Annotated in this window: 27 protein-coding genes; 14 read left to right on the top strand and 13 right to left on the bottom strand. The window is 57.6% G+C overall.

What is annotated here, in order from left to right; translation table 11 throughout:
• Positions 1-139: 139 nt before the first annotated feature.
• From PKC29_13975 to PKC29_13990, 4 genes are all read right to left on the bottom strand, one after another.
• Complete coding sequence (locus tag PKC29_13975) at positions 140-664, bottom strand: hypothetical protein (GenBank protein HML96527.1); 525 nt, start codon at positions 662-664, stop codon at positions 140-142.
• A 263-nt stretch (positions 665-927) separates the two neighbouring features.
• On the bottom strand, positions 928-1,275 hold the full coding sequence (locus tag PKC29_13980; protein HML96528.1) for a S24 family peptidase: 348 nt from the start codon (positions 1,273-1,275) through the stop codon (positions 928-930).
• A gap of 436 nt (positions 1,276-1,711) precedes the next feature.
• Complete coding sequence (locus PKC29_13985) at positions 1,712-2,659, bottom strand: hypothetical protein (protein ID HML96529.1); 948 nt, start codon at positions 2,657-2,659, stop codon at positions 1,712-1,714.
• Positions 2,660-2,770: 111 nt separating this feature from the next.
• Positions 2,771-4,996: a GAF domain-containing protein gene (locus PKC29_13990; GenBank protein HML96530.1), complete on the bottom strand. Its 2,226-nt coding sequence runs from the start codon at positions 4,994-4,996 to the stop codon at positions 2,771-2,773.
• Between the two features lie 162 nt (positions 4,997-5,158).
• Here PKC29_13990 and PKC29_13995 point away from each other — a divergent pair, with 162 nt between their 5' ends.
• From PKC29_13995 to PKC29_14010, 4 genes are all read left to right on the top strand, one after another.
• Complete coding sequence (locus PKC29_13995; protein ID HML96531.1) at positions 5,159-5,596, top strand: rhodanese-like domain-containing protein; 438 nt, start codon at positions 5,159-5,161, stop codon at positions 5,594-5,596.
• A 1,130-nt stretch (positions 5,597-6,726) separates the two neighbouring features.
• Entirely contained in the window at positions 6,727-7,095 is a 369-nt protein-coding gene (locus PKC29_14000) for a hypothetical protein (GenBank protein ID HML96532.1), read from the top strand.
• Between the two features lie 359 nt (positions 7,096-7,454).
• Complete coding sequence (locus PKC29_14005) at positions 7,455-7,688, top strand: hypothetical protein (GenBank protein HML96533.1); 234 nt, start codon at positions 7,455-7,457, stop codon at positions 7,686-7,688.
• Positions 7,689-7,728: 40 nt separating this feature from the next.
• Positions 7,729-8,358 (top strand): class I SAM-dependent methyltransferase, encoded by a 630-nt coding sequence (locus PKC29_14010; protein HML96534.1) that lies wholly within the window; start codon positions 7,729-7,731, stop codon positions 8,356-8,358.
• Positions 8,359-8,477: 119 nt separating this feature from the next.
• Here PKC29_14010 and PKC29_14015 read toward each other — a convergent pair whose 3' ends face one another.
• From PKC29_14015 to PKC29_14045, 7 genes are all read right to left on the bottom strand, one after another.
• Positions 8,478-9,014: an OmpA family protein gene (locus PKC29_14015; GenBank protein ID HML96535.1), complete on the bottom strand. Its 537-nt coding sequence runs from the start codon at positions 9,012-9,014 to the stop codon at positions 8,478-8,480.
• Between the two features lie 235 nt (positions 9,015-9,249).
• Positions 9,250-9,864 carry an NAD(P)H-dependent oxidoreductase gene (locus PKC29_14020; GenBank protein HML96536.1) on the bottom strand — a complete coding sequence of 205 codons (615 nt, stop codon included), beginning with the start codon at positions 9,862-9,864 and terminating at the stop codon, positions 9,250-9,252.
• A 784-nt stretch (positions 9,865-10,648) separates the two neighbouring features.
• Positions 10,649-11,281 (bottom strand): glucosaminidase domain-containing protein, encoded by a 633-nt coding sequence (locus tag PKC29_14025; protein HML96537.1) that lies wholly within the window; start codon positions 11,279-11,281, stop codon positions 10,649-10,651.
• A gap of 317 nt (positions 11,282-11,598) precedes the next feature.
• Complete coding sequence (locus PKC29_14030; protein ID HML96538.1) at positions 11,599-12,423, bottom strand: glycerophosphodiester phosphodiesterase family protein; 825 nt, start codon at positions 12,421-12,423, stop codon at positions 11,599-11,601.
• Positions 12,424-12,508: 85 nt separating this feature from the next.
• Positions 12,509-13,492, bottom strand: coding sequence for a nucleotidyl transferase AbiEii/AbiGii toxin family protein (locus PKC29_14035; GenBank protein ID HML96539.1), 984 nt, complete (start codon positions 13,490-13,492; stop codon positions 12,509-12,511).
• The gene (locus PKC29_14040) at positions 13,489-14,097 is read right to left on the bottom strand and encodes a DUF6088 family protein (GenBank protein ID HML96540.1); all 609 of its coding nucleotides are present in this window, start codon (positions 14,095-14,097) and stop codon (positions 13,489-13,491) included. Before PKC29_14040 ends, PKC29_14035 begins: the two co-directional genes overlap by 4 nt.
• A 184-nt stretch (positions 14,098-14,281) precedes the next feature.
• Positions 14,282-14,935: a glutathione S-transferase family protein gene (locus tag PKC29_14045; GenBank protein HML96541.1), complete on the bottom strand. Its 654-nt coding sequence runs from the start codon at positions 14,933-14,935 to the stop codon at positions 14,282-14,284.
• A 293-nt stretch (positions 14,936-15,228) separates the two neighbouring features.
• Between PKC29_14045 and PKC29_14050 the strand changes: the two genes are divergently transcribed.
• From PKC29_14050 to PKC29_14085, 8 genes are all read left to right on the top strand, one after another.
• Positions 15,229-16,167, top strand: coding sequence for an IPTL-CTERM sorting domain-containing protein (locus tag PKC29_14050; protein ID HML96542.1), 939 nt, complete (start codon positions 15,229-15,231; stop codon positions 16,165-16,167).
• 163 nt (positions 16,168-16,330) lie between these two features.
• Positions 16,331-16,849 (top strand): periplasmic heavy metal sensor, encoded by a 519-nt coding sequence (locus tag PKC29_14055; protein HML96543.1) that lies wholly within the window; start codon positions 16,331-16,333, stop codon positions 16,847-16,849.
• A gap of 44 nt (positions 16,850-16,893) precedes the next feature.
• The gene (locus tag PKC29_14060; GenBank protein HML96544.1) at positions 16,894-17,556 is read left to right on the top strand and encodes a sigma-70 family RNA polymerase sigma factor; all 663 of its coding nucleotides are present in this window, start codon (positions 16,894-16,896) and stop codon (positions 17,554-17,556) included.
• A complete protein-coding gene (locus PKC29_14065; GenBank protein ID HML96545.1) occupies positions 17,549-17,983 on the top strand; it encodes a hypothetical protein in 435 nt (144 codons plus the stop codon). Before PKC29_14060 ends, PKC29_14065 begins: the two co-directional genes overlap by 8 nt.
• A complete protein-coding gene (locus tag PKC29_14070; GenBank protein ID HML96546.1) occupies positions 17,976-18,479 on the top strand; it encodes a periplasmic heavy metal sensor in 504 nt (167 codons plus the stop codon). The genes PKC29_14065 and PKC29_14070 overlap by 8 nt, the downstream gene beginning before the upstream one ends.
• Positions 18,472-18,957 carry an isoprenylcysteine carboxylmethyltransferase family protein gene (locus PKC29_14075; GenBank protein ID HML96547.1) on the top strand — a complete coding sequence of 162 codons (486 nt, stop codon included), beginning with the start codon at positions 18,472-18,474 and terminating at the stop codon, positions 18,955-18,957. Before PKC29_14070 ends, PKC29_14075 begins: the two co-directional genes overlap by 8 nt.
• 872 nt (positions 18,958-19,829) lie before the next feature.
• On the top strand, positions 19,830-20,231 hold the full coding sequence (locus PKC29_14080; protein HML96548.1) for a DUF1398 family protein: 402 nt from the start codon (positions 19,830-19,832) through the stop codon (positions 20,229-20,231).
• A gap of 203 nt (positions 20,232-20,434) precedes the next feature.
• The gene (locus PKC29_14085) at positions 20,435-21,997 is read left to right on the top strand and encodes an MFS transporter (protein HML96549.1); all 1,563 of its coding nucleotides are present in this window, start codon (positions 20,435-20,437) and stop codon (positions 21,995-21,997) included.
• Positions 21,998-22,851: 854 nt separating this feature from the next.
• On the opposite strand, the gene PKC29_14090 is transcribed toward PKC29_14085, so the two are convergent.
• Both PKC29_14090 and PKC29_14095 read right to left on the bottom strand, forming a co-directional pair.
• Complete coding sequence (locus PKC29_14090) at positions 22,852-23,274, bottom strand: type II toxin-antitoxin system HicA family toxin (protein HML96550.1); 423 nt, start codon at positions 23,272-23,274, stop codon at positions 22,852-22,854.
• Between the two features lie 38 nt (positions 23,275-23,312).
• The gene (locus PKC29_14095; protein ID HML96551.1) at positions 23,313-23,492 is read right to left on the bottom strand and encodes a hypothetical protein; all 180 of its coding nucleotides are present in this window, start codon (positions 23,490-23,492) and stop codon (positions 23,313-23,315) included.
• 467 nt (positions 23,493-23,959) lie between these two features.
• On the opposite strand from PKC29_14095, the gene PKC29_14100 reads away from it, so the two are divergent.
• Positions 23,960-24,427, top strand: a complete 468-nt coding sequence (locus PKC29_14100) for a DUF1801 domain-containing protein (GenBank protein HML96552.1) — start codon at positions 23,960-23,962, stop codon at positions 24,425-24,427.
• A gap of 44 nt (positions 24,428-24,471) precedes the next feature.
• Complete coding sequence (locus tag PKC29_14105; GenBank protein HML96553.1) at positions 24,472-24,888, top strand: DUF1801 domain-containing protein; 417 nt, start codon at positions 24,472-24,474, stop codon at positions 24,886-24,888.
• The last annotated feature ends 75 nt before the right edge of the window (positions 24,889-24,963 follow it).

Below are 24,963 nucleotides of genomic sequence, written 5' to 3' on the forward strand. Positions count from 1 at the left end.
CCGACGCCTCCTGCGCTACGCCGAAAATCACACGTACGTGTGTCCTGCCTCCGCGCCGGACGACTCAGCGCCCGGCGCACGAACAGACAATTGAAATTACCTGCCCGGCCTACGCCGAAAAAACCACGCGCCGAGCGTGTTAATTCAACCCGGCCTGGTTTTTCATAATAGCGTGCGCGTGCTCGCGCGACCTGTGGAGGACGCCGAACTCGTACCCCTCGTCTCCTCCTATCAATATGAGCCTTATTATCGACCGCGACGTCAGCCATTCGGAAAGGTATGCGAACGAATCGTCGCACTCCGAACCTTCGCAATCCGAATCGTCGCAGCACATCTCCGCGAGGTCGCCCTCGACGCTCGGCTCGCCGTACTTGCCCGTCAATATATCCTTCACCCTCTCGTACTCGCTCCTGTACATGTGCTCCGTCTGGAACGACTCCCTGAAGGCATACCCGGCCTCGACGAGCGATCCTTCGAGGAAATGAAACCCCACTATCGTATCGAGCCCCATAACCTCCTTCCTGTAGGTTATGTACCCGTCGCCCTCGCTCTGCGGGGATATATCCTCCGAGTACCTGACGTCCCGCTTGGACATTCCCCAGCTCGAGCTCCTGAAATCGAATTCCGGGGATTTGCCCCCGGCCGATGCGGCTTTCAGCTTCATAATGCCTCCTCCTTCTGAATATCCGGCTTCTCTAACCGTTTTTGATTCTTTGCTTCGCTTCATTCCCGACCGCTCCGGGCATCCGGCGGCTCATCCTCTAACCGCCGCCCCTCGCCCGGCCGCCCATGATTGCATGCATATACATTATAAAAATATATCCGCGCTCGTCATCCGCGGCGGCCGCGAATACCGCCCTGAAATCCGCCGCGGAGAGTATTGCGATGCCTGCATCTTCCCTCCCGGCGCAAGCATCCGTCCCCAGATCATCCGAACACGTTGAGCACGCTGCAGAACACCTTCCCGACGATCGCCTCCGGCTCGAACTCGTCCCACGGGAGCAGGTGCTCGGGATAGTTCTTGTTGTATGGCGTCAGCAAGAGCCCGCCCGGCCCGGCGTGGCACTCGCGTATGATGACCCCCTCGCCCCGTACCGAGATCGCGTACACTCCGCCCGAGACTATCTCCCTCGACCTTACGTCTATCACGACGCACGCCCCGTCCATGATGAGCTTCTCCATCGCGGCCCCCCTGTTGCAGACGAATATGTAACAGTCGTCGAGCCGGCCGTTCCCGTCGGCCTCGTCAACAGTTACCGGTTTGGCAAGTTCCATCACGCGCTCTTCTCCTTCAGGGTATGTGGCCGTTCCTCCCGCCCTATGCGGGGTTCGCTCCCGGCACTGTGTAGACAGGGGATTGGCGCGCGTGAGGGGCCCTTGATTCGGCCCCCGTCATGCGCCTTGAGCCGGCGCCCGGCGCGGGCGGCTTCGAGCCGGCCGTCCCCCGCGAGCGCCTTCCCCTTCTCTCGTTTCGTGCAACAACCAGGCACATGATGAGTATCTAAAAAACCGGAGATTATTTCAATCGGGGAAACGCTGTATTCGAATCAGGGTAGTTATGTATTTATTGGGGATAACCGGCTGTAATTACAGGATAAATATTTTACGAAAAAATTTTCATGAGAGAGAAAAAAGTTGGTTTTTCGGGCCTTTCCGAGGGGGTTTCGTGTATATTCCGAAGCCCCCTTGCGCAAAAACGGATGGGATTACACTATTGAGGATAGGTCTTGCCGCGGACCTTCGCACCCACGAGCGTGTATTTAACCTGCCCCCGCGCCGAATCGTGCTCGTGCAATATGAGCCCGACCCCCCTTGCGTAAACGTCCCTGAACCAGAAAGGTCCGCCCTCGGGAATCGTCACGATGAGTATGTCGCCGAACTCGCCCGCAGGTGTTTTTATAGTCTCGTCCTCGAACTCGGTCACGACGTCGTCCGTGTAAAAGGGCTTCGTTTCGCCCTGGCTCGTCGCCATGATCACGCCGTCCGGGAGCACCTGCATGCTGACGCCGGACATCCCGAAAAACTTGTCGTAAACCGACCAGCCGTCGGCCTCGGCGACTATCGCGTTCGTGAGCTCGCCGCTCCCCTTTTGCGACTCCACGGAGTACGTCCACCGGTTCCCCTTGTCGAGTGGCAGGTAAGCCGCGACGGGGTTGTCCATCGCCAGGAGCACGTTCGTATACTTCGCCTCCTGCCCGAGCGCCGTCCCCGGCGTAACGGCCCCCGGCGCGCCGACGTCGACGAACCTCGCCGAGGACGCTCCGGCAAGCCCCGGGACCTTTACGACGAGGAAGGGATACGACGTCTCCCCCGATTCGGGGGGCGGCCCCATAAGGTTGGCGGCGTAAAACACTTCGACCGCCCCGCCCGAGGCTCCCGCCACGTCCCTTATTTCGATAGCGCCCCCGGCCGGATTCTCGGGGATTATTACGAGCACCGCGTCTTTCGAGAAATCCACGTCCGGCATGCCCCCGGCGCCCAGCGCCCCTGCCGCGGCGGCCAGCGTCTCGCCGTCCTTTACGAGCGCGCTCTCGACCCCGGGCTTTTCCGGGGCGCGGCCCTCGGCCAGCGTCTCGTAATTCGCGCCCTCCGCCGGGGCGGTATACGCCGGAACGGCGGTAAATAGAATCAGAAGCAAGGCTGTAATCCGAAGCGGCATTTTCTTCTCCACGTTTAGATTTACTAAAATTCTACCATCCTTCGCCCCGCGGGGAGCGAAAAAAAACCGGCCCGGGGCCGGCTGGTCGATTCATGCCCCCATGCCGGGGCGTCATTCGAACTCCTTTACGACCTCCCTGAACTCCTCTATCTTGAAGGGCTTCGAGAGGAACCTGTTCCCCGTCTCTTCGATGAAATCGAGTGTCTCCGTGCTCGGGTCGCCCGTGATGAAAAGAATCCTCCGCTCGAGGCCCGTGCCCATGGCCTTAAGCCTCCTGTAGAATTCCTTCCCGTTCATCTGAGGCATCTTGATGTCGCACACGATGAAGTCGTATGCGACCCCGCTCACCTTCGACAGCGCTTCCTCGCCGTTGACGGCGACCTCCACGCTATATCCGTCGCTTTCGAGTATCCCGGTGACGAGCGCGGTGACAAGCTCTTCGTCCTCAACGATCATGACTATCCGGCCGTTACTGACATCGGCTGTTTCCATCCGGGGGCCGCTGTCCTCCTCTTCGTCCACTCCGAGATAATCCTTTATGTCGAGCACGGGCAGCGTTATCCTGAATACCGTCCCGTCCTTTCCCGCATCGCTTTCGACCGCGATGCTCCCGTCGTGCTCCTTTATTATCCCGTACGACACCGAAAGCCCGAGCCCGGTGCCCACGCCCGTCGGCTTCGTCGTGAAAAAGGGGTCGAATATCTTGTTCTGTATGTCGGCCGGAATCCCCGGGCCCGTGTCCCTGAACGTTACCTCTATCATCCCGGCGTCGTTTACGCCGCTCCTGACCTCTAGACGCCCCTCGTTCTGCCGCGACGAGGTCATGGCGTGATAGGCGTTCAGTATGATGTTCGTGAAGACCTGCTGTATCTGGTTCGAATCGAGCATCGTTTTGGGCAGCCCGGGATCGAGGCCCTTCACGACGTCGATGTTTTCCAGGTTAAGCTGGTACTGCCTGAACTCTATCGCGCTCTCCAGTATCTCGTTGACGTCCGCATACTCCCTCTGCGGCTTGTCCTTACGGGCGAAGGAGAGAAGGTTCTCGACGATCTTCCTCACCTTGTCCGCCGACTGGTGTATCACCTGCAAAAACCTGTCGCGCTTTTCGTCCTCTATATCGGGCTGCGCGAGCAGCATCTGCGAGTAGCCGAGTATGGGCGTAAGAGGGTTATTTATCTCGTGCGCTATGCTCGAAACGAGCTGCCCCAGCGACGCGAGCTTTTCGGACTGTATGAGCTGGTCCTGCGTCAGCTTCAGGTCGGTGTAGAGCTTTTCGAGCTCTATGGCCCTCTCCCTGGCCTCTTCGAGCATCTTCACCTTCGCTATCGCCGTCCCCATCTGGTTCCCGAGCGAGAGCATGATCTCTATGTCGCTCTTGTCGAAGAACTCCTTCTCGGTGCTCCCGAAATTTATGACGCCCATCGTCTGGACACCGTACTTTATGGGCATAGAGAATATGGCCTTGTGCCCGAGACGCCTGCCCGCCGGGCCCAGCGGATTCTCGCCGCCCGACAGCTCGTCGTAGTACACCGGCTCGCCCGACCTTATCACGTGCCACGTCACGCCCTCGGATTCGGGGATGATCGATGCATGCTCGATGTAATCCGGCCCGACGCCCTTTTCGAGCTGAAGGACGGCCCTTTTCCCCTCCTCGCCCTGCTCGACGAGATAGAGCGCCATGGTGTTGTATATGCAGAGGTCCTTCGTGACTTCGAGAAACGTGTCGTACATGAAGCCGAGGTCCGCCGAGCGGTGCACCCTTTCGGCGAGCGCGCTGAGGACGGAGAGGTTATGGTTTTTCTCCTCCAGCTCCTGGCGCTGCTTGGCCCGGGATACGGCTATGGCTATCTGGCTGCCTATGGTCGTCAGGAGCTCGACCTCGCTCCTCGTGAACTTCTCCTCTTTATACCTCGCGAACCATATCACGCCGATAGTCTTGCCGTCGAGGTCTATCGGCAGGCCGAGGACGCCGTGGAACCCGGCCCTCCTGCCGGTGGGGCCTATATCGCTCGATTTGTGTATGTCCTCTATATTCAGCATCAGCCCGGTCGCGAGCACCTTGCCCGTTATGCCCTTTCCCACGGGGATGACCGAAGCGTGCTCGACGTAATCGGCGGGGAAATTGCGGTGGGACTGCATGACGGCGTTCCTGCCCTGATCGTCCAGGAGATAGATGGCCGCCATGTTCACCTTGTCGAGCTGGACGACCAGGTCGAGCGCTGTGTCGTATATTTCTTTCAGATCCGAGGACTTGTGAACGGCCTCGACTATCTTGATCAGCACCCTGAGACTGTCGGCGATGCCCCTTGGCAGCTTTAGAGACTCTTTTATCTCCATCCTAGTCCCGTATTATAGCGTTTAAAAGCTATAATTCGCAAGTGCTTTCGGGCTTTTCCGAAAACCGCATTTTTGATTAAACGCCCCGATCCGATATTATATTTGCATCGAGCCGGCGAACCGCCGGCGGACTTACGCTTAATCATAACGCGAGGTGTTAACGTGACTCTTTACTCTATCATTACACTGGCCGCGGCGGCGGCCCTGGTCGCCGTGTCGATGGCTGCGGCCTCGGGCGGCGAAACCGCAGGGCGGGAATCGGCGGACGAAGAAGGCATAAAGGAAATCCAGGCCAGGGACGCCAGGGCGCTGATCGAGCAAAGGAAAAACGACGGGCTCGTCATTCTCGACGTCAGGACGAAGGCCGAATTCGACGACGGGCACATAAACGGCTCGGTCAACCTCGACTACAAGGACGAGGCCTTTAAGGAAAAGCTCTCCGGGCTCGACACGTCGGCCACTTACGTCGTCTACTGCCGCTCGGGCAGGCGGAGCGCCGAGGCCGCCGAGATCATGGAAGAGATGGGCTTCACCGACATATACCATCTCGAAGAAGGGGTGCTCGGCTGGCAGAAGGCCGGCCTCCCCGTCACCCGCTAGCACACCGCGCATGCAGGAAATCGAAGTAGCAGTGCCTTGATGTTACCACCTGCCGCGCTTCCGGTGCCCGTAGCATCCGAACGAGCTACGTCGAAAAAGACACTACGTGTGTGCTACTTTTGGTCAAGGAAAAAGTAGAAGCAGTTAGCCTTTGCCTTTATTCTTAAAGATGAGATCCTGAATCAAGTTCAGGATGACTGATGGTTTGTGTCGCGGCGGTGCCGCGACATCGGATTCATGCACGCGTGACGTGCTGGATTCCCTATATCGGACTCCGCCTCGGACTTCACCAAGGCTTCGACCGACAAGCAAGCATTAGGGAATGACAAACTGAGGGCTCCCTAAATCATAATATTGCAAGCTGCGTAAGCAGCGCAGCAATACCCCTCCGGGCCGTGCGGACTGTGTCCGCAGACAATCGAAGTGGCAGCGCTCTGCCCTTGACACCTGCCGCGCTTCAGGTGATCTCGGCACCTCCCGCGCTATGCCGAAAACGACACTACGTGTCCACGCCACGCGTGCCGGAATTCGCCGTAGCAGAATTTGAAATTCATAGCATCGCTCGGTCGTCTGTTCCATTTAATCACCAGCCTTGCCCCGCCGAAGACATCGAGTGGATGAGCGTTAAAAATCCGACCCACCTTACTCTTCCCTCCCCCTCCCAGGGGGAGGGTCAGGGTGGGGGTATAGTATTTGGAGGATTTAGCGAAGGAACGATGATTTTGCACGCCTCGCGTGCAGGATTCCGAAGTAGCAGCAGTCTTGCTATTACCACCTGACGCGCTTCAAGTGACTTTAGCACCTTCTATGCTATGTCGAAAAAGACACTACGTGTGTGCTACTTTTCATCTAGGAAAAGTAAAGAACCCTTTCTTCATATCTACCAGCTACTACAGAACGTCCCCCGCAAGGCCGCCAACCCCGCCGCCTCGCTATATCCTCCCGCCGCATTCCCCTTGCCAAAGAGCCCACACTCCTCAAACCCAAGCCGGTGAAGAAATCCTCAATTCGCCAATATGTTCAATATATACAATCCATTTATTCTCTTTACAACATAATATAATTATTTATACTACCTCCTATTCACAGCCGTGCGCTAGCCGCATGGCTATAAAGAGGGGGGATATTCAATGAAGAAAGGGATAGTTCTATTCATCCCGCTGCTTGTTCTCGCAACGGGGTGCATACCGACCATTATAGGCGCAGCCGTTTACAAATCCAGCAAGACGCGCCAGGCCAAGGAAAGCTTCATAGAGCAGTTCAACGAGACCAATCTCGAGCGCGAGAAGGCCGGCCTTCCACCGCTCGACCTCTGCACGGAGAAATACAACTTCGACAAGAAATGGGCGGACGACGATCCCATCTGCGCCGAGCGCATCGCCAAATACGAAGCCGGCGACAAAACCGCTTTGGGTCACCCTACCCTCGAAGTGAAAGAACCCGAGCCTGCACTGGCTGCCCCGGCCGCGCCGCCGCAGGTTACGCCCGGCCCGGGCTGATTGCAAAGAAGCACAGGTCCTCACAAAACTTCCCTCTCCCCCTAGTGGGAGAGAGTCACCTTTGACCTGTCATTTCGAGCAACGATTCCGAGCGAGCGAGGAATCGGACGCCCTCGGCCGATTGCATGAAAGCATATCCGGTACTGCTCGGAAATACCTCAAATTAAAACAGTGAGAAATCTCTTTTGCCTGTCATTCCCGAGTGCCTTAATCGGGAATCCACCTCCGCAAGCAATCCATCAAGAATTTTCTCCTTCTCCCTGTATCCACCTCATTTCCACCCCCCGTTTTTATATCCCCTCCTTCGAGTATCCTATAACCCCATGAGAAGCAATCCCCGGTGGGGGTGGTAACCCCCCGTGCCTGAGACGCGCAAGGTCTACGGCGTAACGATAAACCGCCGCTTCTGGATACTCTCCGGCGTAAAGGACGGCAACGCCCACTTCTTTAACCACAAGGGTCACACGAAAGTACTGCCGGTCGAGGGCCTGCCGCCTGTAGAAAGGAAAGAAATCATCGCGTGGAAGGTGCAGTACACCGCCGCCGACCGCCTGCCGAACGAGCTCAAAACCGGCCAGCTCGATCTGCTGTGATACCTCCGGGGCGCGGCTCCCCGCGAAGAAGGAACGAGACATGAACGCAGACATGAAGAACCATTGGAACAGGGCATACTCCGCGAAAGAGGTGACCGAGCTGGGCTGGTACGAAACGGCCTCGGAGCCCTCGATAAGGCTGGTATCGAAATGCGGCCTCGGAAAAGACGATCCGGTTCTCGACGTCGGCGCGGGAGCGTCGAAGCTAATCGACTATCTTCTCGACGAAGGCTACGGGAACGTCACAGCCGTCGACATAAGCGAAACGGCGCTCGGGAAGCTCAGGGAACGACTCGGGCCCGAGAAGAGCGGCAGGGTCAGGTGGATCGTGGACGACGTTACGAAGCCCGCGCACATGGCCGGCCTGAGCGGCGTCGCGCTATGGCACGACAGGGCGCTTCTCCATTTCCTGACCGGGGAGAAAGACCGCGAGACTTACTTCGGCGTCCTCGACAGGGCGATAAGGAGCGGGGGCTACGTAATCGTCGCGGCGTTTTCCTTAACGGGGGCCAGGAAATGCAGCGGCCTCGACGTAAGGAATTACGATGTAAAATCTCTCTCGGATTTTCTGGGCGAGGGCTACGACCTCATCGACTCGTTCGACCACCTGTATCATACGCCCTCGGGCGCGGAAAGGCCCTACATATACGCCCTCTTTAAAAAGACCTGAGGCCGGAAACAGGAATGCGCTCTTAAAAGAGCGGCAACAACCTGCCTTTTCTCAGGCCGGTAAACGAGGCCCGGAGAACCGGGCCTCGATGAAATTCCCGTATTAGTTTATATTCCCCCTCAGCGTATCAGCACGAACTCGACGCGCCTGTTCTGCGCGCGGCCTTCCTCGGTATCGTTGGACGCGATCGGGCTCAGCGGCCCTACACCCACACCGGCCAGCCTGTCCGGCGACACCCCGTCCCTGACGAGCTGCTTCACGATGGCGTTGGCGCGGCGCTCCGACAGCTTGATATTGTAGTTGAAGTTGCCGGTGTTGTCCGTGTATCCGACGACGGCGACGTTCAGGTCCGGATGCTGCTGCATCACGTTGGCCAGCTTGCCGACGAGCTCCATGGCGTTCGGGTTTATTTCGGCGCTGTCGAATGCGAACAGCACACCGCCGCTGATTATGACGCGTCCGTCCGCCCTCAAGGCGTTGGCGATGTCCTCTTCGGTCGCGGTATTAATGTCGAATTCGGCTACGCTCCCCATGTATCCCGGCGGCGGCCCGGGCGGTGGCGGCGGCGTTTGATTCTGCATGCAGCCGGCGAGCGCCCCGCCGATGCCAAAGCTAAGCGCAATCAATAGAACTGACCTGGTGAAATAATTGTACATGTCTCCCTCCTTTCGGGCTTCTCGCTGCACCCGCGTTCCCCCCTGATTACCCGGCGCGGATGTATGCTCCCATAATTTTATACCTGTTTACGACCCCCGGACCTCATTCGGCAAATATTAAAGAATAAGCGATCAACGCACGGCCATACGATGCACCGCCGCATGAGGGGTCATTCCGGCAGAAGGGAGGCCGCCTCCGAGAGAGCAACCGACTTTCAATCCGCGGGGCACTCCCTCACATCCTCGCCCCTTCCTCCGCCATCTCCTTCTCCCTGACGAAGGCTTCGAGCGATACCCTCGGGCAGATGTTGTCCTCGATGTAATGTATAAGATTCGTCGCGACTGAGCGCACCCTTGCCTCGACGGCCGGGACGAGGCAGTTCCCGTCCTCGTCGAACACCTCCCTCACGTTCGCGACGGAAACGGGCCCCGGCATCACTATCGCCCCCACGTGCTGGCACACGCTCCCCAGGCTTTCGAGCGACTTTATTGCGCCGATCGATCCCGCCGCCACACCGAGCAGCGCGACGGGCTTTCCCGACATGACGGACGGGAAGCCGAGGTTCTCTATGACGAGCTTCATCGTGCTCGAAAAGCTCCCGTGATACTCGGGCGTCGCGAGCACCATCCCCGTCGCCTCCTTCACGATCTTCCTTATACGCTCGGGGTCGGGCTTGCCCTCGTCCATCCCCGGGGGCGAAAGGTCGAGCACCCCCGGGTCGATGACTTCCACGCTCACACCCTCCTGCTTCCCGAGCTCGTCCAGCACGAGCGCCGCCGCCATCGACGTATAATTCCCCGGCCTCACGCTCCCCTTTATCAACACGATTCTAATGTCCCTTTCCGCCATGCCGTTCCTCCTGATTTCGTATTATGCGGGTATTATGCGCCCCGATTAAGCCACTGTCATTTCGATACTCCTGCCTGCGCATGGGATTCCGAATGCGCGCCACGTTCGATGACTTTCGAAGCAGCAGCATTATGCTAAAACCACCCGACGCGCTTCCGGTGATTTTAGCAACTTCGGTGCTACGTCGAAAACGACACTACGTGTCCACGCCTCGCGTGCTGGAATCCGACGTAGCCGACTTGGAAATTCATAGCAACGCCCGGTCGTCTGTTCCATTTAACCACCAGCCTTGCCACGTCGAAGACATCGAGTGGATGAGCGTTAAAAATCCGACCTACCTTACTCTTCCCTCCCCCTCCCAGGGGGAGGGTCAGGGTGGGGGTATAGTATTTGGAGGATTTTGCGAAGGAACGATGATTTTGCACGCCTCGCGTGCAGGATTCCGAAGTAGCAGCAGTCTTGCTATTACCACCTGACGCGCTTCAAGTGACTTTAGCACCTTCTATGCTATGTCGAAAAAGACACTACGTGTCCCCGGCCCGGCGCACCACGTGCGCAGGAAATCGAAGTAGCTGCCTTCCGCTATCACCTCCAAACGCGCTTCCGATGCATATGCCTCCGAATGTGATTCGTCGAGAAACACACTACGTGTGTGCTACTTTTGGTCAAGCAAAAGTAGAAAACACTTTCTCAGCACTTACCACTCAACTCGGAACTTCCCCCGCAAGGCCACCGGCGGACCGTGCCCCCTGACTTTCGAAGTGGCAAATAATTGCTATTACCCCTACCCCTCCAGCATCCGCCCGAGTATGGCCACAATGTGTGCGCCGTACCCGCCCCCCGGAAAGGCCCATCCCCTGCCGGAGGGATTGTCGGCCGCCCCGAGCCATTCGGCGTAGGGCGCCGAGCCGCGCAGGACGAGGTGAAAGCGCGGATCGACGCACTGCCCGTTGAGCGGCCCGTCCGTGGCGTACGCTTTCAGATGCTGCACCTGCGCGCGCACGCCGAGCCTCGGCGTATCGAACCGCGCACCGTACCCGGGCCTGTCTTCGTAAATCGCGCCTATACCCGCGTAGTTGTTCATGTCGGGCATGACAATCCGGCCGTAGTTGAAATAGCCCGTTTCATACAGTGTCTGCGCCCACGCGACGTCGCCGCGCACCCCCTCGGCGCGGCCCTCTTCCAGGAACATCTTTGCCAGCTCCCTCACGGTGCAAAACGGGAGCTTCGGCGCGGGGTTAATACCGAGAGCGAACGCCTCCATCCGCGCCGCAGCCGCCACTGCCCCGCCCATGATCGGGGTGAGTCCCCCGGCGGGCCTCCTACTCCGGGACGTGCTTGCAACGTCCTCGTGCGCGTCGCCGCCCGGCTCGGGTCCGTCGAGCGCGGCGTCTATCTTCGCATCCCCGTTAGTCACGTGCGTAATTCCTTCTTTAGCTCGATATCGACATTATGCACATTTATTACCGCCATGTCATTTCCGCATGCCACGCATGCCGGAATCCAGTCTTTATAATTTGTCATACTGCCTGTCCGGCATAGTTTTCCTGTCGGTCGGAGCCTTTTTATCGGTCGGCATGTCCGACGTAGCTCTGGCGAAGTCCGAGGCGAAGCCGGAAACTAGTTTCAGACCTGGTCTTTATGCTGTCATTTCGACCACAGGAGAAATCTATCCTTACGCATTCCATCTTTACTCCACACGCATATTCACTCCGCGCCACCATACGCCCTCCCTCACCATCGACGATTCATCACCCCCGGGTCGTCGATCGTTATCCCCTCCACTCCCTTCCACGCGAGGAAGCGCGCGAGAATTTCGCTGTTCACGTTCCACGCCCAGACGGTATGCCCGGCCCGCTTCATCCTCCACGCGAGCGACGGGTCGAGCACGAGCGACGGCCAGAATATGCTGACATATTCCACCTCACCCGCCGGCGGTACGCTGTACGGGTATATGTAGAGGAGGCCGAGGGACGTATTCGGAAGCATCCTAGTCAGGCCCTTTATCCAGCCCGTGTCGAAAGATATAACGACGACCCTCCGCTCCATGCCATGCTCGCGTAGCGTGTCGAAGAACGTCTTGTCGCCGCCCGGCCAGTCGCGGGGCCACTTGGCCTCGACGACGAGGGCCGAGCCCTTCCCCTTCATGTACCGGAGGACGCTCGCCAGGTTGGGTACGGGCTCGCCCTTAAATTCAGGCGAGAAGCCGCCGCCCGCGTCTAGTGTCTTCACGTAATCCCATGCGAGCTCGCCGACCTTCCCCTTACCGTCCGTCGTCCTGTCCACGGTGCTGTCGTGCATGACGGCGAGCGCGCCGTCCGAGGTTGCGCGCACGTCTATCTCGACGTACGGCGCGCCCGACGCAACGCCCGCGGCAACGGCAGCGAGGGTGTTCTCGGGCGCCAGGGCCGCCGCGCCCCTGTGCGAAACGGCGTACGCCCCTTCCTCCTCCGTCATCCCGGCGAATACGACGTGAAGCCCCGCATTCACCGCAGCGAGCACGAGGATTACGAGCGCAACGCGCTTAAGTTTTGATCCGCGATTTTGGTTGGAAGACATATTTGAAGGATATAGCAAAGGGCCGGAAGTAAACATAGATTAAATAGAAGGTGTAATTCACGACAGTCGTCGGCAAGCCGAAAAATCATGCATACTTTCCGTTAAAACCGGCTTCGAACTCCGCTAATCTCTCGATAATTGAATCGAAATCCGTATAGTCCCCGAATATCATTTCCCTCATCTGTCCGTAATCCACTTTCAATCTCTTTAACATTTCACCGCCAGGAACCAGCTTTAACGTTCCCTTAACCGCAGACTCGTAATTCGCCCATCCGGAGGGATAAAAACGGGCCTTGAACGATACGACATCGGCAAGAAGCTTTTCGTCGCTAACAGCGTTTATCCCGGCTTCACTGTCCAGCATCCTGTAAACGTCATAATAATGCCGCGAATAACGGTCTTGCTGCGCCCTGCCCTCCGGCCTGTGCGCTTCGGCATGAAGAATGGTCACTTTTTCCCAGAACGTCCGCTCGGCTTTGATCGTTTCGACAGGAACCTCCGGCGCTTCGAACAAGTCCGGCAGCGCCTCCGCCGCATAAGGCCTTACCGGGAGCTTCCCCGAGGGGACCATTGCCGCGAGCGGCCCGATTTCGAGCCTTATCACCGGCCTCAGGTACTCGTTATCGAACGCCTTCGGATATCCGACGTCGATAATCAGGCTATCGTTCGCATCGACTTCCGCGCTGCACGTGGGATCGATGCCGTTTTCGAGGGCCGGCAGTATCTCCTTCCTTATATATTCAGCGGCAAGGTCATTGAGTGCTTTGTTAAATCTGTCTTGCCGCGTCTTGCTTTTCTTCACCGGGTCTTCGCCGGTCAGCACGGTCCAGTCGAGGACGAGGTCTATATCCTCGGAAAATCTATCCGTAATACCGTAGCATTTCGAAAGGCTCGTCCCGCCCTTGAGCCTGAGAATAGGGGAGAGGTCCGGATGCTCGAATATAATCATTAGCACCCGGCACAGCCAGAAATCCTTTTCCGCGGCGGCCGGAGTCATCCCCTTCTCCGCAGCCGTCTCACTGAAAATTTCCGCGAGCTCCGCCGGGCTGAACGCAGCGACTTTCTTCATGTTTGATTTTTAAAAACCGACTTGATAACTTCGTAGACCCAGCTCGTCGTGTATCGAGTGTCTTTCAATATCCGGGCGTGCTTTTCCGGGCTGAAATAATCCCTTATTTTCTGCTTCTCATTTTCAGTCAGCGTTTTCTTGTCCAGGGCCTTAACCGCCTGGACGACGAGATCGCTCTCGGAATATTTGAACCCAATATCGCTAAGAGCCGTTTTCTTGAATTCGAGCTCGATATTTCCGATTTTATACGCCCTGCTCCTGCCGTTACTGTAATAAAGGTATTTTGCCGGGACCTGTGTCGAAAGCCCGAGGACGTTTAAAGCAGTATTCCCGGAAACCTGTATCGACCAGCCGAATTTACGCGCCAGCGCACGGGCAACCTGATCGATATCCGGACTCATCTCACGTTTTAGCAGCTCGCTGAATTTTGGATAGTCGTAAATGCCCGGTATTACCCTGCGAATAAAGCCGTCAGCTAGTAGCCTGCTTAGAGCTTTATCAATAGTTTTATGCTGACCCAGACTGGAAAAATCTTTCTTGGAAAATACCGAACCCCTACCAGCCTCATAAAGTCTTTTTTTTATTTTATTCTCAATAGATTGCATGACATTCCTGAGGTATATCTTGTCACCAAATTGTAACATTTCAGAGACAAAACAGCAAGCAGAGGATTTCCAATGAAGAATCCGGATTCGATGGACACAACTCGGCTCCGAGCTTTGAAACCAGCTGCAACTACCATCCATTTGACATGGGCACGTCCACCCCCCGGCAGGTTTAATTCCCGGCTTACCTCCCCACCTCGTTAAACTCCAGCACCTCCGTTTCCTCCTCACCGGCGCGGAGCCAGTCCTGCATGTGCCGGTCGGCGAGCACGGTTTGCATGTACTCCCCCGCGAGGCCGGACGGCGTGACGCCGTACGTGCGGAACCTGAACGCGACAGGCGCGTACATCGCGTCCGCAGCCGAGAACGCCCCGAACAGCCACGGCCCGCCGCTCCCGTAACCCCGCCTCGACGTCTCCCATATCTCGATGACGCGCTCGACGTCCTTCGCCACGCCGGGCGTTACAGTAATCTGCCTTCCGACGGCCCTCGCGTTGTGCGGCATCTTGTCCCTTAGCGCCGCGAACCCTGCGTGCATCTCGGCCGCGACTGACCGCGCCGCAGCCCGCGCCTCCCTTTCAGCGGGCCAGACACCCGGATGGCTCTCGGCGAGGTACTCCATTATCGCCAGCGACTCCCAAACGACCGCGCCGCCGTCGATGTAAACGGGCACCTTCCCCGCGGGCGAGTATTCGAGTATGCGCTCCTTCATCCCCTCCACGAAAAGCGGTATACGCACCTCGTCGAAATCCACACCGAGGTGCTTCAGCAAAAGCCACGGCCTTAGCGACCACGACGAATAGTTCTTGTTTCCAATGACGAGCATGGGCTTGGACATAGCGATTCTCCTTGTTCCAGATGAGTATTCAACCCCCGGATACGAGATAAATTTACCCGGATAATCGATGCCTGACTTTAACCGGGGTCTTACCGAAAAAGGCATTTCAAATCGTCGGAATCGTGATTCACGGAAAGGCTATAAAACGGGAATTTATGTCGCGAGAAACCGTATTGCAACTTCCCCCGGCATATATTATCATCCTTATTGGTGAATAATAATCGGAAGAACTTTTATAACTCGGAAGTTTCTGTTTTCATTAAACTTTATTTACACACTGGAGGAAGAGGGGAATGCAAACATTCATATATCTGGTAATTGTCTTAATGGTATCCGTGTTCGCATCGGATGCGTCGCACGCCCAGGTTTTATACGGCGCCGCGACCGGCCAGACGTCGGGCAACGCGCCGAGCAGCCTGTACACGATCGATCCCGAAACCGGGGCCGCAAATTTGATCGGGCCCATCGGTTTCAACGGCGTTACGGGCCTCGAAATTCTGCCGGATGGCCGTCTCGTCGGCTCCGCGAACGCCGATACAGAAGATGGTAATGCAGCGGTGCTTATAGAGATAGACAGTGATACAGGAGCCGGGAGCCTGATAGGTATTCTGGGAAATTCTAGTAATCCGGGCGAATGCAGCAGGATGCCCGACATTGCTTTCAGCTGCGATTTGGGGCTTCTGTACGGTTATTCGGATTCTTGCAGCGGCAATACGGAAGGGCTTCATTTGATAAATCCAGACAACGGAGTCGCAACCCTGATAGGACCTTCCGGATTCACCGACGGTGGAAACGGCCTGGCTGTTCGGCCGGGAACGTCAACCATATTTGGCACACCTATCGACGCCACCGGGCTGGTTATACTAAATCGCATTACAGGCGCGGGCACCGTAATCCCCCCGAGTGTAGGCAATGTGCCGAATGCGATTAACGCCATGGACTTTAATCCCGAGACAGGCGTATTGTTCGGCTCCTTTAAAGATTCTGGGGATATTCTCGGTAATGGGGAGGATCTGGGTTACCTCGTTACCATTAATATCCCGGACGGTAACATAACGGTAATAGGGCAGACGGTTTTAGGGCTCGACGCGATCGTATTTTTCGAGGAATTCGAGGAATGTGGTTTTGTAGGATCTATCCCCACCCTTTCGGAATGGGGCCTTATAGCGATGGCGGGCCTGCTTGGTGTGATATGCCTCCTGGCTATTCGACGGAGAAAAGCGGCGGCCTGACCCGGCACGAGAAAACATAGCGAATAAAAGAAACAAAAAGGGAGCTTCGGCTCCCTTTTTAGCTCGTACCGAAGAATTTTCGAGCTCCACCGAAGGGTTTTCCCGCCCTCGCACGTATATACATTCAAAAGCAGGCCTGCTAAAACATTTCAGGGAGGCAGTAATGAAGAAATTAGTCACATATCTCTTGATTTTAGGACTCGGACTCTCTACCGCGATAGGCGCTTACGCCGGCGAAGGCTACAAGCACAAGGGCTGGCTCGACCAGGAAACCCTGGACAAGCTCCCGCCTGAAAAGAAAGAGCTCGTCGTGAACGCCCTCGACAAGGCCAGGGAAGAGAGCATGACCCAGAAAGACGACATCAAGGCCGCAATGGAGAACGTTAAAACGATTCTCACCGCGCCCGAGTTCGACGCAGCCGCCTACAAAAAAGCGACCGAAGAGCTCCAGACGCTGATGGCCCAGCGCTTCACGATTTTCTCCGACGCCATAGCCGAAGTCGCCCCTCAGCTCACGCAAGAGGAGAGGCAGATTCTCGCCGACGCGATAAAGGCCAAGTACAAGCATCACGGCAAGCGCATGTACGACAAGTCCGGCGCGAAGCAGCAGCTTAAGGATTCCGTCGAGCAGATGAAGAAGAATCAGCCTCAGCCGCCGGCCGAGCCGACAGAGAATCAGTAATAAGAGCATACCCCTTTATACATCCACCTCGTGAGCGGGCGCTGATGAACAACCGGTTCTCCGTTCTCAGCCGCCCGTTCCGGTGGTATCCTGTAACGGGTGACAAGGAAGACCCGGAAGCCGGACTCACCATGAGCAGTGAGATCAAGGGGCTGACCGACGAAGAGCTCATGACGGGGGTACGGGGAGGTAACAAGGCCTGTTTCTCCGAGCTCGTCGCGCGGCACACGCCCAGGTTCTACAGACTCGCTTACAGGATGACGTCTAACAGGGAAGAGGCGGAGGACATCGTGCAGGAATCTTTCCTCACCGTCTGGACGAAACCAGCGAGCTGGGACGAAGACAGAAAAGCGAAATTCACCACGTGGTTTTACAGGATAATCGCGAACGCGTGTATCGACAGGAAGAGGAAGCCCGCGCCCCTTCCGCTCGAAGACGGCTACGACCCGCCCGCGCCGGGCGGCACGGCCGAAGATATGGTCGAGATGAAACGGACGAAGGAAGAACTCGACGCCCACGTGTCGTCCCTTCCCGATTCCCAGCGTCTCGCCCTCGCCCTCTGTTTTTACGAAGGCGTGACGAACAGGGAGGCCGCCGACATCATGGGCATAAGCGTGAAGGCGCTCGAATCGCTTCTCATGCGCGCCAAGGGCTCGCTCAGGACGAAACTGGGAATTTACCGGCACAAAGAGGCACGTCATGGATAAGAACAGGTTCCTCGAATACATCGACATCTACGGCGCGGATCTAGGCGCGTGGCCCGAGGGCGTAAGGCCCGCGGCCGAGGCCGCCCTCGCGTCGTCGCCCGAGCTTGCGTTCATCCTCGACGAAGAGCTGCGCTTCGAGGCGCTCCTGTCCCGAAGCACGGTGGAAGGGCCCTCGCCCGGGCTCGAGGCCCGCATCATATCGGCTGCGTCGGGCGCGAAGAGCATGTCCTCCTCCGAGGCAGGCCCCGGGTTCCTCGCGGGCATATTCGCGGGCATTCCACTGTTCGTCCCCCGGTTCGCTCTCCCGCTCCTCCTGGTCCTCGGCATAGCCGCGGGCTACGTCCTCGCCAACTATTCCGATTCCGGCTACGACGACTCCGTCCAGCTCGCCGGCGTCCTCTATTACGAGGAGGGGATTTATGAGTAAGGCCATCAAGATAATCTTCGCCGCTTCCATCATACTCAACATACTCCTCGCCGGCGTGGTCATAGGCGCGTACTCCCACGGGTTCAGGGCGAAGTTTTCCATGCGGCACGACATCGACGAGGCCCTGAAGGACTTCCCCCCCGACAAGCGCGCCCTCGTGACAGGGGCTATGGAATCCCTCCGCGAGAACACAAAAGAGACGAAGAAGGAAATACGGGAGAGGCGAAGGGAGGTCCTCGAGATTCTCTCTGCGCCCGAGTTCGACCCCGCGCTTTACGATAAAAAAGTCGCCGAGCTCCACGCGCTCATGAACAGGCTCGGGAACGAGTTCGCCGACACGGCGCGCGACCTCGCCCTCGAGCTCGACCAGGACGAGCGCAAGGCCCTGGCCGAAGTCATCATGAAGAGGCGCGGCGGCAAACACGTATACAAGGAAAGGCGGGACGATCCCCCGGGCAAGCCGGGGCCCGGACCCGCAGACAGCGAAGATGAATAACGTCACACACGGTGCGCCGGGGGCCGACCGCCCCGACGTGCTCGCCCTCCCGCCCCTCATACTCCTCGGGTTCGTCGCCTGCGGTCTCCTCGCAAACCAGTTTTACGCCCTCCCGTTCGTAAGCGGAAATGCGCGCTACGTAACGGGGGCCGTCCTCGCAGCCCTCCCCTTTCTCATTACCGCCCTCGCGATGAAGGAGATGGGAAAGGCCGGCACGAACATCGACGTCCGCAAACCCGCGACGGCCATCGTCACGGGCGGCATATATGGCGTCACCCGGAACCCCATGTATCTCTCCATGGTGCTCATACTCGCCGCCGGCGGGTTTTTGCTCAACAACCTTTGGCTCCTGATTGCCGTCCCGATATTCGTCGCCGTCATGCAGAAGTGGGTCATCCAGCGCGAGGAGCGCTATCTCGAAAAGAAGTTCGGCGGCGTCTACACGGCCTACAAATCCCGCGTCCGCCGCTGGCTCTAGCGGTGCGCCACGCGTGCTGGATATCGACGTAGCAGCTTTGGAAATCCATAGCATTGCTCGGTCGTCCGTTCTATTTAATCACCAGCCTTGCCACGCCGAAGACATCGAGTGTATGAGCGTTAAAAATCCGACCTACCTTACTCTTCCCTCCCCCTCCCAGGGGGAGGGTCAGGGTGGGGGTATAGTATTTGGAGGATTTAGCGAAGGAACGATGATTTTGCACGCCTCGCGTGCAGGATTCCGAAGTAGCAGCAGTCTTGCTATTACCACCTGACGCGCTTCAGGTGACTTTAGCACCTTCTATGCTATGTCGAAAAAGACACTACGTGTCCCCGGCCCGGCGGCTCGCAGCCGCACGCAATCGAAGTAGCAACCCATTTCTATTACCACCTTTCGCGCTTCAGATGCTTCTAACCTCCGAAGGTGCTACGTCGAAAGACACACATACGTGTGTACTTTTGGTCAGTCAAAAGTAGAAAGCCTTATACCGACCTTACCAGTTAAGTATAGAACTTCCCCTTTAGCTAATAGAAACTCCCAGCAGTAAACAATCGAAGTAGCAGCGCTTTGCTAGATCTGCACTGACCGGCAACACCACCATTCCCATAAACCCCTCCCCTTTCGGGGAAGGGAAAACAAAGAGGATAAGGAGTGCGGGTTTTGATTGGCGCCGGGAGCCCCCAATCCGGTTCATGGGGCTCCCCCCGGCGCCGCATTATTCAGGAGGTCTTGAACGTCTCTCTACTTATACGTACGAGTGCACCTCCCGAAGCGGATTAAAAGCTACGAAAAATAGCGGCGCACCCATTGACACCGCCGCGCTGCCACATCACAATATCGAAATTCTTCACGACAAACCGAGGCTCCTAACAATGTTCAACCGAAACACGATCGAAGAAATAGCAGTAAAGAGCAAGGCCGGGAAATGGTCCTACCCCAAAATTTTCAACGCCCTGAAAGCCGCCGGAGTGGAATACTACGAAACGTCGGTATCGACGCACGAGATCTTCTACCACGGCTCGGGCGAGTCGTGGGCGGAGCCCGCGCCCGAGGGATTCGTGACGCTCGAAGTGAATCCGGTGTTCGACGCCGCAGGCGTCAGGGACGCGATACTCCGTAACCAGAGGAAAGAAACGAACTACACGGAATTCCTCCGGGGCATAGCCGCTGCGGGATGCACGCATTACAGGGTGGACATGAGCACCCGCGAGATAGCCTACATGGGCGGCAAGGGCGAAGCGTATATCGAAAGAGTCCCCGACTTCAAGGAATGACGGCGGCCTCTGCGTTCGGGACGCAGAGCCTCCACTGCACCCTTACATTCCGTCGAAATACATACATCTTGAATCGAGCCGGAGTATGCCGCCGCATTCATTACCCGACGCGCGAACAGTGATTCGAAGCACATCCCCTGCTACGTCGGAAAACACACTACGTGTGTTGCATTTCAATCAATCGATGTTTTAATAAACCGCTAATGGGAATTATCGGAAAGCCTCCGGCCCTGTCGGATGTACAGGAGGCGGACGCTCCGGCCGACGGCAAAGCCCGGGGACGCTGGGTGCTTGCCGCGACGATACTCGGCTCGAGCATGGCCTACATCGACGGGACTGCGATCAACGTCGCGCTCCCCGCGCTCCAGGACAAGCTCGACGCGACGCTGACGCAGGTGCAGTGGGTGGTGGAATCCTACTCCCTCTTCCTCGCGGCCCTCATACTCGTCGGCGGTGCGCTCGGCGACAGGTACGGGCGAAAGCTCGTCTACGGCACGGGCATTGCGCTCTTCGCCGCCGCATCCATAATCTGCGGCCTCTCTCAATCCGTCCACCAGCTCATCGCGTTCCGCGCGCTCCAGGGCGTGGGCGGCGCGCTGCTGATCCCCGGGAGCCTCGCGATAATCACGGCCTGCTTCGGCCCGGGCGAAAGGGGCCGCGCGATAGGCACGTGGTCCGCCTTCTCTGCGATAACGACCGCCGTCGGCCCCGTGCTCGGCGGCTGGCTGATCGAGCACGTCTCGTGGCGGTGGATATTCTTCATCAACGTCCCCATAGCGGCCGTGGTGCTGGCCGTTCTCGCGGCGCGGGTCCCCGAATCGAGGGGCGGCGCGCACGACAAGGAGATAGACTTCACCGGCGCGGCGCTTGCGACGCTCGGGCTCGGCGGCATAGTCTTCGGCCTGATAGAGTCGGCCAACCTCGGCTTCAAAAGCCCCGTCGTCGCGGGCTCGCTCGCACTCGGCGTGCTGCTGTTGGCCGCGTTCGTCCGCATCGAAAAGAAATCGCACAACCCGATGATCCCTCTTTCGCTCTTCGCCTCGCGCACGTTCACAGGCGCTAACGTCGTCACGCTCCTCATGTACGGCGCGCTCGGCGCGGTATTCTTCTTTCTCCCGTTCGCGCTGATACAGGTCTACGGCTATTCGGCGACCATGGCCGGGGCGACGGTGCTCCCGATAATCGCGATAATGTTCGTCCTCTCGCGCTGGGCGGGCGGGCTCACGGACAAATACGGCGCGAAATTCCCGCTCGTCGCGGGCACGGTTACGGGGGGCCTCGGCTACGTTTCGCTCGCCCTCTTCCACGGCGACGGCAGCTACTTCACGACGTTCTTCCCGGGCGTCGCCCTCCTCGGGCTCGGCCTCGCGCTCAGCGTGGCGCCCCTTACGACGGCCGCGATGAACGCAGTCGACGTCAGATGGTCGGGCACGGCGTCGGGCATTAACAACGCGGTTTCGAGGATGGCCGGCCTCATGGCTATCGCCGTCTTCGGCATCGTCATTCTCCACGCGTTCAACGTCAGCCTCGACAGGGAGCTCGACCGCGCGCGGATAGCGCCCGAGGTGCGCGAGATGCTCGCCGGCGAGAGGATAAAAATGGCCGGTGCGGAGATTCCGCCCGCGGTGGGCCCCGAGACGCACGCCGTCCTTGCCGCTGTGGTGAAAAGCTCCTACATCACCGGCTTCGACCTCGTCATCTACATGGCCGCCGCGCTGTCCTTCCTCTCCGCTCTTGTCGCCTGGTTTACGATAAGAAGGGAATAGACGGACCGTGTCCGCCGACAATCGAAGTGGCGGCGCATTGCTACTATCACCCGACGCGCTTTAGGTGGTTTTAGCAACTTCTATACTACGTCGAGAATCCCTTAATATTGCAAGCTGCGTAAGCAGCGCAGCAATACCCCTCCGGGCCGTCAAAATTCGCGCACGCCACGCGTGCTGGAAATCGACGTAGCAGAATTTGAAATTCATAGCATCGCTCGGTCGTCTGTTCCATTTAATCACCAGACTTGCCCCGCCGAAGACATCGAGCTTATGAACGTTAAAAATCCGACCTACCTTACTCTTCCCTCCCCCTCCCAGGGGGAGGGTCAGGGTGGGGGTATAGTATTTGGAGGATTTTGCGAAGGAACGATGATTTTGCACGCCTCGCGTGCAGGATTCCGAAGTAGCGAAAGCCTTGCTATTACCACCCGCCGCGCTTCAAGTGACTTTAGCACCTTCTATGCTATGTCGAAAAAGACACTACGTGTCCCCGGCCCGGCGGCTCGCAGCCGCACGCAATCGAAGTAGCAGCACTCCGCCATTTCACCTGCCGCGCTTCAGGTGATTTTAGGAACTTCGGCGCTACGCCGAAAATCACACGTACGTGTGTGGCCAGCAAAGGTAGAAATCTAGCACCTCACTTACCAACTAAGCACCGAACTTCTCCTCTGCCTTAAAGTCTTTGCCTGGCTGGACCAGCGTCCCTAAAAAAGGGAGCGTCAGGAATACGTAACGTATTCCTGACGCTCTAAAGGGGGGGTATGGGGTTATCTATGTTGTGTAAAACCTTTACCGGCCTTCCAGGGCTTCTCGCCCTGGTGCCGGCAGCCCGTAGACAGAGGGAGCTGCCGACATCAGGAGGCTTGCCTGATTTCGAAAAACGCCGACGTATTCACCGGCTCGGCCACTAAAACGCCGTCCTGCCTTAGCCCTTCCAGGTGAAGCCTCAAAGAGTCGAGCATTAATTCCTTTGTCTCTTCGAGCGTATCGCCCACGGCGACGCATCCCGGCAGGTCCGGACAATAGGCCGAAAAACAGTTATGCGACTGCTCTATAGTAATTTCGTAATGATCCTTCTGGGTTACTTCCTCGTGATCGAAGCAGTGCTTCAGTGAATAGAAGAGGGCCCCTTCCGGGAGTTCCTTGTCCATCTTGCAGTTTATAGTAAGCCTGGATCGTTTACTGCGCAGCTTGAACTGCCTGTGGCTCCCGCTTATTCTGACGAGATACCAGCCATTGTTCTCAACAAGGAACTTGATTACCTCTCTTACCTTCATCGCACCATCCTCTCCACGATATTGTTGGTATTTTCTCTTTATTCGGCGTCCTTGCGGTACATCAGAACATTGTCGAACTCACTCCCCGTCATGTTTTGGTCCAGATAATCGGAAATAGCCTCTTCGATTATCTTCGACTGACTCTTCCGCGACACGAACGAATAGAGCCTCAGTCTCTCATAAAGGAGGGCCGGTATGTAAAGCGACCCTCGGTGCATTCTATTCGGATTCGCTCTCTGCTGTATCGTTCCCGCTGTCATCTGTATCTAGTTATAGCATCATTACGTAATGATGTCAACCAGGTATTTTATTAAGGGGATAAAATTGCCTCATCCCGGCAGAATATTGCATAATCACAGCATGTTACGAGACGAAGAAAATATCACAGGAATTATCTGGACGCACCGTTAATTAATCGTGGATTGAGGCCCGGTCACCGTGTCCGTCGGAACGGCCGCGAGAAAGGCGCCTCCCCTGCGCTTTTTTCAAGCTCTAAGCGCCTGGTAAGACTGGATTTTCGTGAAGTCCCCCGGAACTCGGCGCACGACGCTGTCTACAGTGTCATACGTCGCCGGGGATAACTTTAATGAGCGGCGGAGCCCGTGGGCCTCGCGGTTATTCGCTGGAATGATCCCTGAAATCGAGTATCATCGATATATACGAGTCTATAAGCCGGAGAAACGTATTGGCCGGGAAGACATCCAAAAAGACGCCGAAGAAGTCGGAGGGGGCTGCGAAGAAGGCCGACTCGGGGCAGCCGAAACTCCTCTCCGGCGGCAATCCCCGGATACCCAAGGGCTACGGCGACGCCCCCGTGCAGGCTTATATCGACGCCATGCCGGGCTGGAAGCAGGGCGTCGGACGCCGCCTCGACGAGATCGTCACGCGCACAATCCCCGGCGTGTACAAGGCAGTGAAGTGGAACTCCCCCTTCTACGGATTCGAGGGCGAGGGCTGGTTCCTCAGCTTCCACTGCTTCACGAAGTACATAAAGGTGACGTTCTTCCGCGGCACGTCGCTGCATCCCGTCCCTCCCGGCAAGTCGAAACACCCGGAAGTGCGCTACCTCGACATCTACGAGGGTGCGCTCGACGAAGAGCAGTTCGCCGGCTGGGTGAAGCAGGCCGGCGAATTGCCGGGAGAGCACATGTGAGCGCCCACGTGTAGCGCGTTCCCGAAATCGAGGCAACGAGAAAAATGACGACAACCCCGAAGAAAACCAGGAGCGCCGCGAAGGAAACGAAAGGAGCGGGCTCCCCCTCGCGGCTGATAGACGCGCGAATCGACGAGCTCGGCGACTGGCGCGGCAAGACTCTCGCCCGGATACGCGCCCTCGTCAAGGAGGCCGATCCCGAGGTCGTTGAGGAATGGAAGTGGCGCGGCGTTCCCGTGTGGTCGCACGCCGGAATAATCTGCACCGGCGAGACGTACAAGAAGGCCGTGAAGATGACCTTCGCCAGGGGCGCTTCGCTCGAAGACCCTTCGGGCCTCTTCAACTCGAGCCTCGAAGGCAACACCAGGCGCGCCATCGACTTGCACGAGGGCGACGAGATCGACGAAAAGGCGCTCAAGGCCCTCGTCCGCGCGGCTGTGGCCCTCAACACGTCGAAGTGAGTCCGCTCGTCACTTTGCCAGTCATTGCTGTAGATGTTAAGTAATTCGGGGACAGGATTTAAGGAACTCTGCCGG

Source organism: Thermodesulfobacteriota bacterium (assembly GCA_035325995.1).
Lineage (GTDB): Bacteria > Desulfobacterota_D > UBA1144 > Nemesobacterales > UBA2774 > JADLGH01.

What these genes read in the sequence shown, in the direction of transcription:
- PKC29_13975 (HML96527.1), bottom strand. Translation starts at nt 664, where the DNA reads ATGAAGCTGAAAGCCGCATCGGCCGGGGGCAAATCCCCGGAATTCGAT.
- PKC29_13980 (HML96528.1), bottom strand. Translation starts at nt 1,275, where the DNA reads ATGGAACTTGCCAAACCGGTAACTGTTGACGAGGCCGACGGGAACGGC.
- PKC29_13985 (HML96529.1), bottom strand. Translation starts at nt 2,659, where the DNA reads ATGCCGCTTCGGATTACAGCCTTGCTTCTGATTCTATTTACCGCCGTT.
- PKC29_13990 (HML96530.1), bottom strand. Translation starts at nt 4,996, where the DNA reads ATGGAGATAAAAGAGTCTCTAAAGCTGCCAAGGGGCATCGCCGACAGT.
- PKC29_14000 (HML96532.1), top strand. Translation starts at nt 6,727, where the DNA reads ATGAAGAAAGGGATAGTTCTATTCATCCCGCTGCTTGTTCTCGCAACG.
- PKC29_14010 (HML96534.1), top strand. Translation starts at nt 7,729, where the DNA reads ATGAACGCAGACATGAAGAACCATTGGAACAGGGCATACTCCGCGAAA.
- PKC29_14015 (HML96535.1), bottom strand. Translation starts at nt 9,014, where the DNA reads ATGTACAATTATTTCACCAGGTCAGTTCTATTGATTGCGCTTAGCTTT.
- PKC29_14020 (HML96536.1), bottom strand. Translation starts at nt 9,864, where the DNA reads ATGGCGGAAAGGGACATTAGAATCGTGTTGATAAAGGGGAGCGTGAGG.
- PKC29_14030 (HML96538.1), bottom strand. Translation starts at nt 12,423, where the DNA reads ATGTCTTCCAACCAAAATCGCGGATCAAAACTTAAGCGCGTTGCGCTC.
- PKC29_14035 (HML96539.1), bottom strand. Translation starts at nt 13,492, where the DNA reads ATGAAGAAAGTCGCTGCGTTCAGCCCGGCGGAGCTCGCGGAAATTTTC.
- PKC29_14040 (HML96540.1), bottom strand. Translation starts at nt 14,097, where the DNA reads ATGCAATCTATTGAGAATAAAATAAAAAAAAGACTTTATGAGGCTGGT.
- PKC29_14045 (HML96541.1), bottom strand. Translation starts at nt 14,935, where the DNA reads ATGTCCAAGCCCATGCTCGTCATTGGAAACAAGAACTATTCGTCGTGG.
- PKC29_14050 (HML96542.1), top strand. Translation starts at nt 15,229, where the DNA reads ATGCAAACATTCATATATCTGGTAATTGTCTTAATGGTATCCGTGTTC.
- PKC29_14055 (HML96543.1), top strand. Translation starts at nt 16,331, where the DNA reads ATGAAGAAATTAGTCACATATCTCTTGATTTTAGGACTCGGACTCTCT.
- PKC29_14060 (HML96544.1), top strand. Translation starts at nt 16,894, where the DNA reads ATGAACAACCGGTTCTCCGTTCTCAGCCGCCCGTTCCGGTGGTATCCT.
- PKC29_14065 (HML96545.1), top strand. Translation starts at nt 17,549, where the DNA reads ATGGATAAGAACAGGTTCCTCGAATACATCGACATCTACGGCGCGGAT.
- PKC29_14070 (HML96546.1), top strand. Translation starts at nt 17,976, where the DNA reads ATGAGTAAGGCCATCAAGATAATCTTCGCCGCTTCCATCATACTCAAC.
- PKC29_14075 (HML96547.1), top strand. Translation starts at nt 18,472, where the DNA reads ATGAATAACGTCACACACGGTGCGCCGGGGGCCGACCGCCCCGACGTG.
- PKC29_14080 (HML96548.1), top strand. Translation starts at nt 19,830, where the DNA reads ATGTTCAACCGAAACACGATCGAAGAAATAGCAGTAAAGAGCAAGGCC.
- PKC29_14085 (HML96549.1), top strand. Translation starts at nt 20,435, where the DNA reads ATGGGAATTATCGGAAAGCCTCCGGCCCTGTCGGATGTACAGGAGGCG.
- PKC29_14090 (HML96550.1), bottom strand. Translation starts at nt 23,274, where the DNA reads ATGAAGGTAAGAGAGGTAATCAAGTTCCTTGTTGAGAACAATGGCTGG.
- PKC29_14095 (HML96551.1), bottom strand. Translation starts at nt 23,492, where the DNA reads ATGCACCGAGGGTCGCTTTACATACCGGCCCTCCTTTATGAGAGACTG.
- PKC29_14105 (HML96553.1), top strand. Translation starts at nt 24,472, where the DNA reads ATGACGACAACCCCGAAGAAAACCAGGAGCGCCGCGAAGGAAACGAAA.